Genomic DNA, 14,651 nt, shown 5'->3' with positions numbered 1-14,651 from the left:
CGACAGTTTTTTACAGAATCTTAGCTAGTCTTGACCTTCCCGTTCCAAGAATCCAATCCATAAGAAAGGATATAAATCTCAGAGAAACCTTGTTTTTTCAGATAAAGTGCTACATTGGTCACTCGTTGTCCGCGTTGGTTTTCATAGAGAAGGACAGGTTTATCCTTGCGAAGGGCTGCAAGGCTTGACTTCAACTGATTTGAAGGAATATTGCGAGCTCCGAGGATATGTTTTCTGTGAAATTCTGCTGGGTCGCGCAAATCAATCAATTGCCCTTTCCGAATCAAGGCTTCAAATTCTGCATTGTCCACAATCTTAGCCGCACGACGAATACGAAGGTAGTTATAACCCATCCATGCCGCCATCGCCAGAACGATTCCCCAAACAATCCAAATTGTCATAAGTTCTTATCTCCATTTTTCTCTATGTAATCTAATTCTATCTTGTGCTCTCTACGAAGAACAGCTTCCGCCTCTAGATAGTCTAACTTGTCCATCAGACCTGCATCATAGATCCGAGAGAGTTCGAGCTTCATCAGTTCAATATCATACAAGCGCTTCCCCATGTAAACAATAATGCCAAACTGTTTGAGAAATTGCTGCACATCATAGAATGTTTTCATAGCTTTCATTCTAACAGATTTTAGACTTTTTTTCAATACTGGACCGGCTCTTTCCCCCTATTTTCTTCGTCTTCATTGCCCATTCTTCCGCAAGTATGGTACAATAAAAACATGAGAATTCAACAACTACACTATATTATCAAAATCGTCGAAACTGGCTCTATGAATGAGGCAGCCAAGCAACTCTTTATCACCCAACCCAGTCTCTCAAATGCCGTTCGAGACTTGGAAAATGAAATGGGCATTGAAATCTTTATCCGCAATCCCAAGGGCATTACCTTGACCCGTGATGGGATGGAGTTTCTCTCCTATGCCCGTCAAGTTGTCGAGCAAACCCAGCTTCTGGAGGAACGCTATAAAAATCCTGTCGCCCACCGCGAACTTTTCAGCGTTTCGTCTCAACACTATGCCTTTGTAGTCAATGCCTTTGTCTCCCTGCTCAAGAAAAGCGATATGGAAAAATACGAACTTTTCCTTCGTGAAACTCGGACTTGGGAGATTATCGATGACGTCAAGAACTTCCGTAGTGAGGTTGGTGTCCTCTTTTTGAATAGCTACAACCGCGATGTTTTAACGAAAATGCTAGATGACAACCACCTCTTAGCTCACCACCTCTTTACCGCTCAACCCCATATCTTTGTCAGCAAGACCAACCCTCTAGCTAAAAAAGATAAGGTCAAACTGGCTGATTTGGAAGACTTTCCTTATCTGAGTTATGACCAGGGGACGCACAACTCCTTCTACTTTTCAGAGGAGATTCTTTCACAAGAGCACCACAAGAAATCCATCGTAGTCAGTGACCGTGCCACCCTCTTTAACCTTTTGATTGGTTTGGATGGTTACACCATTGCAACAGGGATTTTGAACAGCAACCTTAACGGAGACAATATCGTTTCCATTCCACTGGACATTGACGATCCCATTGAGCTGGTCTATATCCAGCATGAAAAAACCAGCCTGTCTAAGATGGGCGAACGCTTTATCGAATACTTACTAGAAGAAGTTCAATTCGATAGTTGATAAACCATCAGACATATTTTATAATATTTCTTAGAAAATAATGATTGGAGAATATCGTTGAAAAAGTTTATATTGGCAAGTGCTGTTGTCCTTTCAATAGCAGGATTGGCACAAGCACCTATCTACGCAGAGGAAAGTAATGCTAATCCTCCTGCTACCACCGAACAAAGCAACTCTAAGGAAGATAAGAAAGATCTTTCAATTAAAAATGAAGAGGAGACTACAACACTTCCAAAAGACAAGGTAAAAGAAGAAACCCCTAAAAAAGAAGGATGGCAGGAGGAAAACAAACACTGGCGTTTCTATGAAAACAATCAGCCTGTCCTCAAATGGAAAAAAATTCAAGATAAGTGGTACTATTTTGACAACGATGGAAACCGACTCAGTGATACCATCTTTGATGACTATGTTCTCAATAAAGACGGGGTTATGGTAGAAAATGGCTGGGTAGCTCTTGAGGGTAAATGGTACTACGCCAGTGAGTCTGGAAAAATAATCCAACAAAAATGGAAAAAAATCGGAGGAGTTTGGTACTACTTTGACAAGGATGGCGTCATGCTCAGTCAAACAATCGTTGATGGTTATCTCCTTACTAAAAGTGGGGCTATGGCGGAGAATGGCTGGGTAAAGGTTGACCAAAATTGGTATTATGTCACACCATCTGGCAGAATCTCGCAAGACAAATGGGAGAAAGTCAACAGTTCATGGTATTATTTTGACAAAAACGGCGTGATGCTCAGCAAAACGACCATTGGTGCTTACCTGCTAGGCAGTAGCGGGGCCATGGCGGAAAACTCCTGGGTGAAGATTGACCAAAATTGGTATTACGCTAATGAATATGGGAAATACAGCCAAGATAAATGGGAGAAAATCAAAGGAACTTGGTACGCCTTTGAACAAAATGGAGTCATGCTTTCCAATAAATGGAAAGGAAGCTACTACCTCAAATCTAGTGGAGCCATGGCGGAAAAAGAGTGGATCTTTGACAAGGCCTACAACAGTTGGTTCTATCTAAAAGCGGATGGCCGTTATGCAAATCAGGAGTGGATTGGAGCCTACTATCTCAAGTCTGGTGGCTATATGGCCAAGAATGAGTGGATTTATGACGACTATTACAAGGCTCGTTACTATTTGGACGATAGCGGCCATTATGTTTCAGGAACCTACAAGATAGACGGCAAGGAACATTTGTTCCAAAAATACGGCCAATGGATTTCTGAAGTTTCAACAGAAGGTGGATTTGTAAAAGGTCAATACAGCAATACCATTTTCCTAGATCCTGGGCATGGTGGTCGAGATTCAGGTGCCTTTTACTACAATGTAGCTGAAAAAGATCTCAACATGCAAGTCTATCGTAAACTGCGTAAGAAATTAGAAGAATTAGGTTATACTGTCCTCACATCACGTGACAGTGATATCGATGTTGATTTTAAGACTGAGCGTTCAAGAATGGTAAATAAAACCAACTCTGATATCTTTATCAGTATCCATTTCAACGCTACTGGAAGCATTCACTCAAAAGCAAGTGGTATTCAAACCTACTCCTATAGCGATGAACCTGACTATCCAAGTAAGATTAATAAATACTGGCACAACCATCCTGATCGTATGAGTGAAAGCAAGCGCCTCGCTGCTGCTATCCACTCCTCTCTCCTAGCCGAAACTGGTGCCAAGGATGCTGGCTTATTGGAAAGTAGCTTCGCCGTACTACGCGAAACTGCCAAACCAGCCGTCCTCCTAGAACTTGGTTATATGGATAATTTCACTGAAAATCAACGGATTCGTGATGATCGATACCAAGATAGACTAGTCGCAGGTATTGTGAAAGGCATCCAAAAATACTACGCTGGTAAATAAAAACAAAGTCTCGAGAAACCTCGAGACTTTTCTATTTATCTTCTTTTTTATCCTTATCAGGAAAGAGGTAGCCAAGTCCTACACAAGCTAGCACACCGGCACCAATCACCAAACCACTCGAAATTGGCAAAAGGTCCAAAATAGCATTTGCAATGATAAAGGCAATGATCAAGCACATCAGACTAGCCTTATAGTCTTTTTTCAAAAGATTTTCTAGAGTGAAATAGAGGAACAATCCCACTGGAATGAGTGACCAGAGGTTGACATCCAAACTTGGCCAACCAACAGAGCCGAAATACAATACTACCGCTGCTGCTACTAAAAATACAAGTCCCAATAATTTTTTCATTTTTTTATCTCCATTTTCTTTTTTTGGTTCTTGAGTTGTCTGATACTGACCCCTCACGCCCCTTACAAAAAACATTATAGCAGAGGATTTTTTCAAGAACAAGGCATTTTCCTATCTGGTCTATATCTCTGTCTAAGTGGTTGAATATTCGTAACAAAAGAAAAGAAGCCCATTAGGACTTCTTGATTCTGCCGATTGCAGGGATCGAACCTGTGACCTACGCGTTACGAGTGCGTTGCTCTACCAACTGAGCTAAATCGGCGATTACCCTTTTAGTATAGCACTCTGAGAATAGATGTCAAGAAATTTTCATCCCCATTAGAAAAAGCCTGTCCTGAGACGAGGCTTTGAGATTCTTCCTTTTACGAACCCGCACTTTCGTAGGCATCTAAGCCCCTGTCCCATAGTTTCAAAGAAATGACAAAGAAGACAAGGGAAATTAGAATCAAACCACCGATATTAAAGAAGACATCCTTATCCTGCAAGAAATAGCTGGCAGGATAGTAGGCCGTAAAGGCGAAAGGGATGATAAAGCTAATCAGCCAACGAAGGACCGAATTGTAAATGGAAATCGGATACTTGGCAAAGTCATTAAACATATAAAAAATGTAAATCATGGCGCCTGACTGCTTGGTCCAAAAAGCGATACTGGCTGTCGCGATTTTCAAAGAAGTATAAATCAAGGTCGCAAAAGGAATACAGACTAGGAAAAGCAGGAATTTCGGTAGAGTCCAAGCAACGCTTGATACTGTTGTCGCTAGTAAAATTCCACCGACCAATAGTTCGCCCAAGGCATCAATCTGAAAGGTCTCAACGAGGATATGGAAGAGCGGATTGATAGGACGAGTCAGATACTTATCAAACTCTCCCTTTCTCACCAATCGTTGCCCTAAAGCCCAGAGATTATCAAAAAAGAGATGATCCAATCCCTTGGGAATCAAGGAAAATCCATAAATAAAAGCTATCTCTTGAAAAGTCCAGCCTTCTAGCGAGGGGATGTGTTGAAAGATGACATTGAGAAACAAGAGGTTCAAGCCTTGAGTCAGAAAAACTCCTAGCACACCAACCACAAAATCCACCTTGTATTCCATGATTTGTTTGATGTATTGTCTGATAAAAATCAGATGCATGCGTTGATATTTTTTCATACTAACCTCCTTGAATGGTGATAAAGGACTGGACTCGTTTCCAAATCAACTTAGACAAGCCCACCATCACTAAGAGCCAGAAAAACTGTAGCAAAAGCGCTTGAAGAATCTGACTAGCATCGTATTTCCCAACAATGATCATGACCGGAGTGTAGATCAAAGATGAAAAAGGCAAGAAGGACAGAATATCTGAAACCACTTTGGGAAAGAAAGCCAAGGGAATCAAACTCCCAGACATAAAGGCCACTATGGAAGTCTTGAGTAGATTGGAACCCCAAAGATTTTTAAATACAAAGGCTGAAAATCCAAAGCAGATATTAAAGAAAAAGTTAATCAGATAGGCCAGCGTCAAGCTAAATAGATAAAGGGTAGTTAATCCCAGCACTTCTACAATACCTTGTCCAGAAAGGATTTTCATCAAGACAATAACACTTAAAAAAGGAAGACCAACAGAGATAAAAATCAACCACTTGGAGCCAAGCTCGGTGAAGAGATAAGAGGCTGCAAAATGCACAGGTCTCAGCAAGCGCATAATGATCGATCCGTCCTTGACCTCCTCTCCTATCATAAAGGAAGAATCCGACCTAGTCAAAAGATTGGTCACAAAACTCATGATGATGTAGAGGGTGATGTCCGCCATACTGAAGCCCTGAATCAAGGACTCCTGCGAGGAATCAAAGACCGCCTTCCAAAGATAAAAAGCCACAAAGGCCCCCATGACATCGCCAATTCGATAGAGAATAAAGTTGACTCGATAGGTAATCAACTCCTGAATCCCTGCATTGATAAAGGGTTTATAACGTCTCCACAATTTGACCATCTTAGAGCTCCTTTCGGTAGAAGCGACGGATAATATCCTCAATATCCGTATCCACCATTTTCAAATCGCGAATCTCAAAATCAGACAAGGTTTGTTTGATAATATCAGCTGACTGGTAGCGTGAACTATCAAATTCAATATTGAGGCTATTTCCTTGTCTATCAATGGTCATATCAGGCAAGCCTTCATAGTGAGAGACGAGATGACTTTGCCCTGGCACTAGGTCAAAGGAAAGAGTCTTCATCTTGCCAAAGGTTTCCTTGAGCTGACTGACCGTTCCATCAAAAATCTCCTGCCCCTTGTCAATCATAAAAATCCGATCACAGAGTTGCTCAATGTCGCTCAGGTCGTGAGTGGTCAAGAGAATGGTTGTTTCTTCCTCTTGATTGATCTGGGTAATGGCCCGACGAATGTTATCCTTGACGGAAACATCCAAACCAATGGTCGGCTCATCTAAAAAGAGAACCTTGGGATTGTGGAGCAAGGAAGCTGCAATATCCGCCCGCATCCGTTGACCAAGTGAAAGAGTTCGCACGGGATCCTTGATAAATTCCTTCAAATCCAAGACTTCATTCAAAAAGTCCATGCGCTTGTGGAAGAGCGAGTTCGGCACATCGTAAATCTCTTTCAAAACCGTGTAGGTCTCTTGCAGAGCCAAATCCCACCATAGCTGGGTGCGTTGTCCAAAGACCACACCAATATCCTTGACATAATCTTGGCGATTATCTTGCGGAATCTTGCCGTTAATCCGACAAAAACCAGATGTCGGTTTTAAAATCCCAGTTAGCATTTTGATGGTCGTCGACTTCCCAGCTCCATTGGCCCCGATAAAGCCTAGAATCTGCCCCTTGGGCACCTCAAAGGTTAAATCCTTGACTGCTTCAAAGGTCTGCTTTTCGGGATGAATAAAAGAGCGCAAAGCCCCCTTCAAGCCTGGTTCCTTAACAGTCTTCACAAAATTTTTCTGAAGATGTTCCACTTCTATCATTGCCATATCTATCTCCCTACCGTAAGGAATAGCAACATTGTATTTTAAACTACAAATATTCTAAATCCTTACTTTCTAAACTTTCTAATTGTTATTCTTACAGAAGGCTTTATACCAACCTATTATAGTCCAATAAAAAACGGAATGCAAGCGTTTGCCTACAGATTATGAAATTAGAAATTTCACTTTTAGAATAATACTTTTAATACAAACTTCTGGTTTAATAGTTTCCTTAAAACACAAAAAACCTGCCCAATGGGCAGGATAGATATAAAGTAAAATATTTCTAATTTAGTATGTTAAAACCCATAAAAATCTAAAAACCTAAACGTTCTGGATCCCAAATACCATACTCATCGTATCCAAATCCATCAGGATCCATTGCATCAATCCCACACTGTTCTAAAAAACGAAAGCAGTCTTTGCAATAATAAATTCCATCAATATGATCACTACCATCCCAATTAAGCTCTCTCTTAGTGAACTCTCCACCACATTCTTCACATGTATATAATTTTGACATAAAATTACCTCTCTTTGTCCTTTTTAAATTATATTTCAACCAAATATAGAGTATGAAACTACAAGTTATTCTCTTTACGGAACTCCTCTTTTTCTAGTTCTGTTCCTCCTCTTACAAAAGTATTTTCGCCTAGACGATATAAATGTACACAAGGAGATTTTCTTTCATCAGGATAAATATGATTAATAGCTTGTTCTTCTTGTAGCAGTTCAGAAAAGGTTGAATCATCTAGTGATCTGTCTTGCTCTGTATCTTCCAATTCATTAATCCGTCTTTGATTAAGACTATTCTTATTAGTTATCAAACTTAAAATAATTAATATAAATTGAGGATTGCTTACAACAAAATTTAGACATTCCCTCCCACCTTTTGACATACTTTTGCTAACAGATTTTGATATTCTCATGGTAATGTTTAGTGCACTATTTGCTTGATCTTTGATTCTTTGCGTATTAATTTTCATTCCTTTCCCCTTTTTTATTTTAATTTTATCTGACTTTTATTGAATTAACCACAATATATGAATTAATTAATCCAATTTTATATTTTTTGTTCAATATTTTTGCACATTCTAAAACACTTAAGTCACCAGATGCTATAAAGGATAATTCACTACTTCTATTATCTACAATATATCTAGCTAACTGTCTTTTAAGATATTCTAGTTTTAGAATCGATACTAACAATAAACAAACCAATATCATATTACAAATAATTATAAAATTCATTATTGAGCTCCTTAATTCTTATTTTTTAATTATATCGTATCAAACAAAATTTGTCGTTCACTTTTACTGAACTTTCTTCAGTTTATTTAAATAATTATATATACGCCCCACATATTTATTTTTCATTAAAGATAAATCACTTAAGATAGCAAACCCTATTTGTTGATTAATAGCATTATTAAGATTATTATCAACTACACCTAAAAAGTAACGTAAACACATAAAATAATCACTTAATTGAATTAATTCTTTTTGATACTTTAGTTCCTTTATTAATTCCAAAATAGTTTCATTTAAAAGATGATACTCTGACTGATCATTACCGAGTTTATTTAAATTTCTACTTAAATATATTTCCGAAATAAAACGTTTCAATTCTTTTTTTCTTAAACTTTTATTAGTAAATTCAAAACAATCTTGAATACCATCCCATTCCTTTCCAATTCTATTGTAAAAAGCACATAAAAGAAACATACTTACAAGGTTAGCTTTAGCTGAAACTGATTCCTCCTTATCAATTAGTTCCATATAAATATAACTTGTTTTATCATAATAGAAATCAAATTCCTCTTGATTATCTCCTCTAATCATACAGATTTTTAAATTCTTTTGACACTCAATTGCCTCAACTAACTTTAAATTTGATTTCTCAGACTCTAAAAGTATAACAGGAAATAAATTCATAAATAATTTTATTAATTCATCGACACTATAAACATTACAAAAATATTTTATAAAAGAAAACTCGGAAGTTAAATCATCATTCATTAATTGATCAATTGTAACTCCATATCTATTCGAGATTCTATATAAATTTTCTGACGAAGGAACATTATCACCACTTTCCCAATTTGCAACAGCACTCTTACTATTTAAATCTAGCGCATAAGCTAAATCTTCTTGAGTTTCACCCATGCTTAATCTTAAACTTTTAATATTATTTGCCAATTTATTCATTTTATATCACCTACATACTATACTGGAATAAAACAAAGTTTTCAAAATAATGAATTATAGAATATTCTATACTATGTAATTAAAATCAATGATACCAGAATATTTTTATATTCTAACTAAATAAAAACTTGAATTCAATTAATAATACTCATACTATTATTTTATCATAGATTAAACAATTTCTTAGAATCAAATTAAATACCACCTACTAAATTTGAAAAATAATTTATTTCCATCACACCAAAAAACCCACCCTTAGGGGCAGGTTTCTGTTTTATATTGTTCAGCTAGATTAAGCTTTACCTTCTGAACCGAATACGTCGATACGTTCTTCAACTGATGCTTGGATAGCTTTTACACCGTCAGCCAAGAATTTACGTGGGTCGAAGAGTTTTTTCTTGTCGTATTCTGCTTCGTTTGCTTCGTAGTCACGAGCAAATTTACGAGTTGCGTTAGCGAATGCGATTTGGCATTCAGTGTTAACGTTAACTTTCGCAACACCAAGTTTGATAGCTGCTTGGATTTGGTCATCAGGAATACCTGAACCACCGTGCAATACGATTGGGAATCCTGGTACAGCTTCAGTCAATTTTTGCAAGTGGTCAAGGTGAAGACCTTTCCAGTTTGCAGGGTATGGACCGTGGATGTTACCGATACCAGCTGCCAAGAAGTCGATACCAGTTGCAACCATTGCTTTAGCATCTTCGATTGGAGCCAATTCACCATCACCGATGATTCCGTCTTCTTCACCACCGATAGTTCCAACTTCAGCTTCTACTGATACACCATTTGCGTGAGCAAATTCTACAACTTTACGAGCTTTTTCAAGGTTTTCTTCAACTGGAAGGTGTGAACCGTCAAACATAACTGAAGTATAACCAACTTGAATACACTCAAGTGCATCTTCGTAGTGACCGTGGTCAAGGTGGATAGCTACTGGTACAGTGATACCCATTGATTCAACAAGGTTAGCGATCAAGTTGCGAGCAACTTTGTAACCACCCATGTATTTAGCAGCACCCATTGAAGTTTGGATCAAAACTGGAGCTTTTTTAGCTTCTGCTGCACGCAAGATAGCTTGAGTCCACTCAAGGTTGTTTGTGTTAAATCCACCAACTGCATAACCGTTGTCACGAGCTGCTTGGACAAATTTTTCTGCTGAAACGATTGCCATTTGTCAGGCCTCCTATATATTTTTTGGGACATCCCATTTACATTGTTCATTTTATCACTTTTTGATAAAAAAAGCTAGTTTTTCCCATACTTTAGATTGAATTTCTTCCAATCCAATCAATGTAACCCCTTTCTTCTCCTTAGTCCTGAGTGACTTTGGGATAACGTATGAAGAAGCTCAATCGATCATCTTGCATCTCAAAATGATAAGGTAATTTCTCGTGTTCTAATAGACTTTTGACCACAAAGATCCCCATCCCCGAACCCTTGGCCTTGCGACTGGCATTTTCAGAAAAAGACTGGGCCAATTTTTCTTGTTCTTCAGGACTACAGCTATTCTCGATAAAGAGTTCCCCTTCTCTTTCTCCGATACGGATCAAGCCGCCTAGAGTGGAGTGCTTGATAGCATTACTGATGAGATTCGATAGGATTAGTTTCATGACAGATGGGTTTATGTAAGCCTGCTGATGGGTCAAGCGATTGTCTATCTGAAGTTCTTTCTCCTTGGCGAGCAAAGCATAATCCTTGACTAGACTTTGTGTCATCTGAAGGAGGTCAACCTCTTCTTTCTCCTCTCGCAATTCCTGTACAGAAGAAAGAGACAATATCTGGAGAACGTGGTGACTGAGGTCGTCCACAATCCCCAAGGCAACTCCAAGATAGTGGTCTCTATCCTTATAACGGCCGATATTTTCTTTCATATTTTCGATTAAGATTTTCAAACTAGCCAGAGGTGTTTTCAATTCATGAGAAGCTCCTCGTAGGAACTCAACCTTCATCTTCTCCAGCTGGAGAATAGCTTCATTCTTCTCATGCAAGTCCTCAATAACTGTCAAAAGATGCTGGTAGAGGCTATTGATTTGTTCCTTGAGATCACCTATCTCATCCTTGGAATCCACACGTAATCGCACTTGAGCATCTAGTTCCATCATTCTACGGGTCACCCGCTTGATTTCCAAAATCGGGGCAACAATGGTCCGAGCATAAATGTAGGCCACCAAGAGGGAAATCAGAAAGGATGCCAGCAAGGTATAGGGGAGAAACTGAAGACTGATCTGCTCTGCTTCCTTTTGCAAATCCATGGAAGATAGAAACTGGAGAGTCATGGTGCCACCGTCTTGCGTTTTCACATCACGCTCCTCAATGAAGAGTGAAGTTGTCTGGCGAGCTGTATCTAGTGGAAAATTATCCTTGACTTCTAACTTATCCTCAGTCATCTCTCCCTTGACTGCCCCTTTAATATCACTAGTCTGGGAATACAAGTCTAAGACTTGCTCGATACTTTGCCTATCCTTTCCTTCCAGGGACTGGGCAATGGCTGTCGCTTTCTGGCCAATGGTTTCCTGACGATGACTTAGATAAGTCGATGGAAAGAGAAAATAAATAGCTAAATGAAGACAAATAACCAGAACACTAAAAATCGAGAAGGTATAGATAAAAATCTTTGTAAATAAACCTGTTCGTTTCATTTTCGCTCCAATTTATAACCAACATTACGCACAGTGAGAATACAATCCAAGTCTAGCTTTTTCCGCAGTTCCTTGATATAAACATCAATGACACGGTCAAAGGGAACCTCATCTGTCACCTTCCAGACAGCATCAATAATCTGAGAGCGGGTCAAGGCTCGTCCTTCATTTTTCACCAGATAGTCCAAAATTTCCAACTCCTTGGCATTAATGGCCACTTCTTCTCCTGCTAAGCTTGCACTGTAGCTCTCAAAGTCCACCTTGGTATCCTTGTAGGAGAAGATTCGTCCCGTATCGTAGTAGCGCTTGAAAATCGCGTCTACCCTTACTTTTAAAAGGGAGAGGGAGAAGGGCTTTTCCAGATAACCATCTGCCAGAGAAGCAAAGGCACTCATCTTGTATTCTTCATCCTGAAAGGCAGTCAGCATCAAGACAGGAACCTGACTGGTTTTACGAATCTCAGCTAGGACTTCTAAACCATTGAGTTTGGGCATCTGGATATCCAGTAAAACTAGTGCTACTTCATAGCTGGAAAATTGTTCTAGGGCTTCCTGACCATCCGCTGCTTCAATGGTTTCATAACCACAATCTGTCAGATAATCACTGATCCCCTCACGGATCATCTCCTCATCTTCTACAATTAAAATTTTCATAGAAAAACGTTTCACATTCCTTTAAATTTCTTGTAAATCATCTCGGTTTCACCCTGAAAGGAAGAGGCCTTATACTCAATGAAAATCAAAGAGCAAACTAGGAAGCTAGCCGCAGGCTGTACTTGAGTACGGCAAGGTGAAGCTGACGTGGTTTGAATTTGATTTTCGAAGAGTATTATCAAGATGAAATAGATAAAAATGCTACCTATATTATACCCCATTTAGGGGAGAATAGGTAGCAAGTTTTTTATTCGCTATCGAGCAAGAGCTCTTTTGGTTGTTTTCTGAGGAGATTGCTTGAGGCAAGCGCCATAACGAGAATCACTAGAACCAAGGCAAGTACAAAGACGATGATAAAGTCTGATGTCTGAATAGAAATATCTAAGCTCGACAAGGTCTTGCTAAAGCCATCTACTTCTGCACCACCACCAAGATTAGAGGCTTGAGCTGCCTTGCTGGCTTGCTTGGCAACACCTGAAGTAACATTGGCAAGAACAGTATTTCCGATGGCACGAGCTGTGTAGTTGGCTAGAAAGTAAGCAGAAACAAGAGCAGGGATGGCAATCAAGATAGATTCGGTGATGAATTGTCCCAAGATACTTACCTGCTTGAGACCGATAGAGAGGAGAATTCCCACTTCCTTGCGACGAGCATTGATCCAAAGACCGAGCAAGAGTGCAAGGAGAAGAACTGAGAAGCTCAAGCTACCCCAGAAGAGGAGGTTGGCCATCTTGTACATACCAGAGATGGATTGCTCAAGAGCTGGGTAGTTAGAGGAGCTCTTTACAAGTGTGTAGCTCTTCCAGTTGATACCACTGATACCATTCAACTCTTTCATAACATCATCCAAGTTCTTGTCTGCTGTTACAAAGAAGGTTGCATCACCATAAATAGCTGTGTCTTCTGTGTATCCATAAAGTTTTGCAGCAGTGTGAATGTCTGTGATAGCTGTGTTTTCATAGAGTTCTTGTGAGTAGCTTACTGCTGACTTATTGTGACCATCAAAGAGTCCCTTAATTGTCACTTCAACTGTTTCCTTGGCTCCTTTTTCATTGTCTGCATCATAGATATTGGAATCTAGTTTGACCTTGTCCCCTACTTTCCAGCCGTGTTTGGCTGCCAAGTCCTTATGCATGAGAATCTTGTCTTTGTCGTCGTTGGTTAGGTGCTCACCTTCAACCAGCTTATATGAGCCAGAGACAAACTTATCTTCTTTAGAGGAGTCATTGACACCTGTAATCATCAAGCTGCTTCCAAACCGTTTGGCACGGTCTGCAGTGAGATTTTTCTTGGTTTCTGGCGTTTCGATGAGATCGTATCCAGTCAAATCTCCGATAGCGTTGATGCGTTTAACATAAGACTCGATGGCCTTATTTTCGGTGATTTTTTTGATATCTTCACCCTTAATATTCCCAGCACCACGTGGCGTTCCTTGATTGACGCGACGATTGATTTGCATGGAGAAGCTATTGGTGATATTTTTAAAGGTCTCCTGAGAAGCCTTGGCAGTAGCTCCCTTGATCGACAAGCCGATCAAACTCAAGCTCGCCATGAGGAGAATAATCAGGAAGATAACAATCGATTTGAAAAACTTCCTTGTAACATAGGCAAATGCGTTGTGTAACATAGGTTCCCTTTCTAGATTTGATTTAATAATTCTATCAAAACAAGCTCATCTTATTTAGTAGTGTTGCGAGTTTCAGTCAGTTTCTTATTCTTCAATTCAAGTGTAATATCTGACGCTTGTGCCACTTCTTTACTGTGGGTGACGACAATCACACATTTACCCGTTTTCTCAGCAAGTGATTTGAGTAGTTCGATAATATCTCCAGCAGTTTTAGGGTCCAGATTTCCTGTTGGCTCATCAGCTAGAATAACTGGAGCTTCTGATACCAAACTGCGAGCGATGGCCACACGTTGCTGTTGACCACCTGATAACTGGAGAACATTCCGCTTGATCTGACTTTCATCCAAACCAAGCTCAAGAAGGGTATCCTTAGTCGCCTTTTTGTTGACCAAGCGGATATTTTCCAGCGGAGAAAGGTAATCAATCAAATTATAATTTTGAAAGACCAAGGAAATATGGTGCATGCGATGGTAAGAATATCCCTTATTCCGAATGTCCTCTCCTTGGAAAAGGATAGAACCTTCAACAGGACTATCTAGACCAGCCAGTAGGGACAAGAGAGTGGATTTCCCTGCTCCTGACTCACCAATGATACTATAAAATTTTCCGGGTTCAAAATTATACTTGATCTGATATAAAACTGCTTCAGCAGTGTTCTTATAACGGTAGGTAACATCTTGCAATTGTAATAAAGTCATGATTTCTCCTTCTTATACT

Annotated in this window: 16 protein-coding genes and 1 tRNA gene; 2 read left to right on the top strand and 15 right to left on the bottom strand. The window is 39.4% G+C overall.

The window, feature by feature from the left end; all coding sequences use genetic code 11:
* Positions 1-20: 20 nt before the first annotated feature.
* Positions 21-401 carry a rhodanese-like domain-containing protein gene (locus GOM48_RS02500; protein WP_235098158.1) on the bottom strand — a complete coding sequence of 127 codons (381 nt, stop codon included), beginning with the start codon at positions 399-401 and terminating at the stop codon, positions 21-23.
* Positions 398-631: a YqgQ family protein gene (locus GOM48_RS02495; protein ID WP_000646473.1), complete on the bottom strand. Its 234-nt coding sequence runs from the start codon at positions 629-631 to the stop codon at positions 398-400. The genes GOM48_RS02500 and GOM48_RS02495 overlap by 4 nt, the downstream gene beginning before the upstream one ends.
* A 102-nt stretch (positions 632-733) precedes the next feature.
* Here GOM48_RS02495 and GOM48_RS02490 point away from each other — a divergent pair, with 102 nt between their 5' ends.
* Together GOM48_RS02490 and GOM48_RS02485 are read left to right on the top strand one after the other, a co-directional pair.
* Positions 734-1,642: a LysR family transcriptional regulator gene (locus tag GOM48_RS02490; RefSeq protein ID WP_001222585.1), complete on the top strand. Its 909-nt coding sequence runs from the start codon at positions 734-736 to the stop codon at positions 1,640-1,642.
* Positions 1,643-1,699: 57 nt separating this feature from the next.
* Positions 1,700-3,499, top strand: a complete 1,800-nt coding sequence (locus GOM48_RS02485) for an N-acetylmuramoyl-L-alanine amidase (RefSeq protein ID WP_235098156.1) — start codon at positions 1,700-1,702, stop codon at positions 3,497-3,499.
* A 31-nt stretch (positions 3,500-3,530) separates the two neighbouring features.
* Here GOM48_RS02485 and GOM48_RS02480 read toward each other — a convergent pair whose 3' ends face one another.
* The 13 genes from GOM48_RS02480 to vex2 form a co-directional block, all read right to left on the bottom strand.
* Positions 3,531-3,848 (bottom strand): LiaF transmembrane domain-containing protein, encoded by a 318-nt coding sequence (locus GOM48_RS02480; protein ID WP_235098153.1) that lies wholly within the window; start codon positions 3,846-3,848, stop codon positions 3,531-3,533.
* A 189-nt stretch (positions 3,849-4,037) separates the two neighbouring features.
* Positions 4,038-4,110, bottom strand: a tRNA-Thr gene (locus tag GOM48_RS02475).
* Positions 4,111-4,210: 100 nt separating this feature from the next.
* On the bottom strand, positions 4,211-4,996 hold the full coding sequence (locus GOM48_RS02470; protein WP_235098152.1) for an ABC transporter permease: 786 nt from the start codon (positions 4,994-4,996) through the stop codon (positions 4,211-4,213).
* Position 4,997: 1 nt separating this feature from the next.
* The gene (locus tag GOM48_RS02465; RefSeq protein WP_235098149.1) at positions 4,998-5,816 is read right to left on the bottom strand and encodes an ABC transporter permease; all 819 of its coding nucleotides are present in this window, start codon (positions 5,814-5,816) and stop codon (positions 4,998-5,000) included.
* Position 5,817: 1 nt separating this feature from the next.
* Entirely contained in the window at positions 5,818-6,810 is a 993-nt protein-coding gene (locus GOM48_RS02460) for an ATP-binding cassette domain-containing protein (protein WP_235098147.1), read from the bottom strand.
* Positions 6,811-7,120: 310 nt separating this feature from the next.
* Positions 7,121-7,327 carry a hypothetical protein gene (locus GOM48_RS02455; RefSeq protein ID WP_235098145.1) on the bottom strand — a complete coding sequence of 69 codons (207 nt, stop codon included), beginning with the start codon at positions 7,325-7,327 and terminating at the stop codon, positions 7,121-7,123.
* A gap of 58 nt (positions 7,328-7,385) precedes the next feature.
* Positions 7,386-7,790, bottom strand: a complete 405-nt coding sequence (locus GOM48_RS02450; protein ID WP_235098144.1) for a hypothetical protein — start codon at positions 7,788-7,790, stop codon at positions 7,386-7,388.
* A 328-nt stretch (positions 7,791-8,118) separates the two neighbouring features.
* Positions 8,119-9,012, bottom strand: coding sequence for a helix-turn-helix domain-containing protein (locus GOM48_RS02445; RefSeq protein ID WP_235098142.1), 894 nt, complete (start codon positions 9,010-9,012; stop codon positions 8,119-8,121).
* A gap of 292 nt (positions 9,013-9,304) precedes the next feature.
* Complete coding sequence (locus tag GOM48_RS02440) at positions 9,305-10,186, bottom strand: class II fructose-bisphosphate aldolase (protein ID WP_001019005.1); 882 nt, start codon at positions 10,184-10,186, stop codon at positions 9,305-9,307.
* A gap of 139 nt (positions 10,187-10,325) precedes the next feature.
* Positions 10,326-11,654 (bottom strand): sensor histidine kinase VncS, encoded by a 1,329-nt coding sequence (vncS, locus tag GOM48_RS02435; RefSeq protein WP_235098140.1) that lies wholly within the window; start codon positions 11,652-11,654, stop codon positions 10,326-10,328.
* Positions 11,651-12,307, bottom strand: coding sequence for a response regulator transcription factor VncR (gene vncR / locus GOM48_RS02430; protein WP_235098138.1), 657 nt, complete (start codon positions 12,305-12,307; stop codon positions 11,651-11,653). Before vncR ends, vncS begins: the two co-directional genes overlap by 4 nt.
* Positions 12,308-12,554: 247 nt before the next feature.
* The gene (gene vex3 / locus GOM48_RS02425; RefSeq protein ID WP_235098136.1) at positions 12,555-13,934 is read right to left on the bottom strand and encodes an ABC transporter permease subunit Vex3; all 1,380 of its coding nucleotides are present in this window, start codon (positions 13,932-13,934) and stop codon (positions 12,555-12,557) included.
* Positions 13,935-13,984: 50 nt separating this feature from the next.
* Positions 13,985-14,632 carry an ABC transporter ATP-binding subunit Vex2 gene (gene vex2 / locus GOM48_RS02420; RefSeq protein WP_000173741.1) on the bottom strand — a complete coding sequence of 216 codons (648 nt, stop codon included), beginning with the start codon at positions 14,630-14,632 and terminating at the stop codon, positions 13,985-13,987.
* Between the last annotated feature and the right edge of the window lie 19 nt (positions 14,633-14,651).

Origin of the sequence: Streptococcus oralis (assembly GCF_021497885.1) — a bacterium.
GTDB lineage: Bacteria > Bacillota > Bacilli > Lactobacillales > Streptococcaceae > Streptococcus > Streptococcus oralis_BQ.
This window is presented reverse-complemented; position numbering and strand designations above follow the sequence as displayed.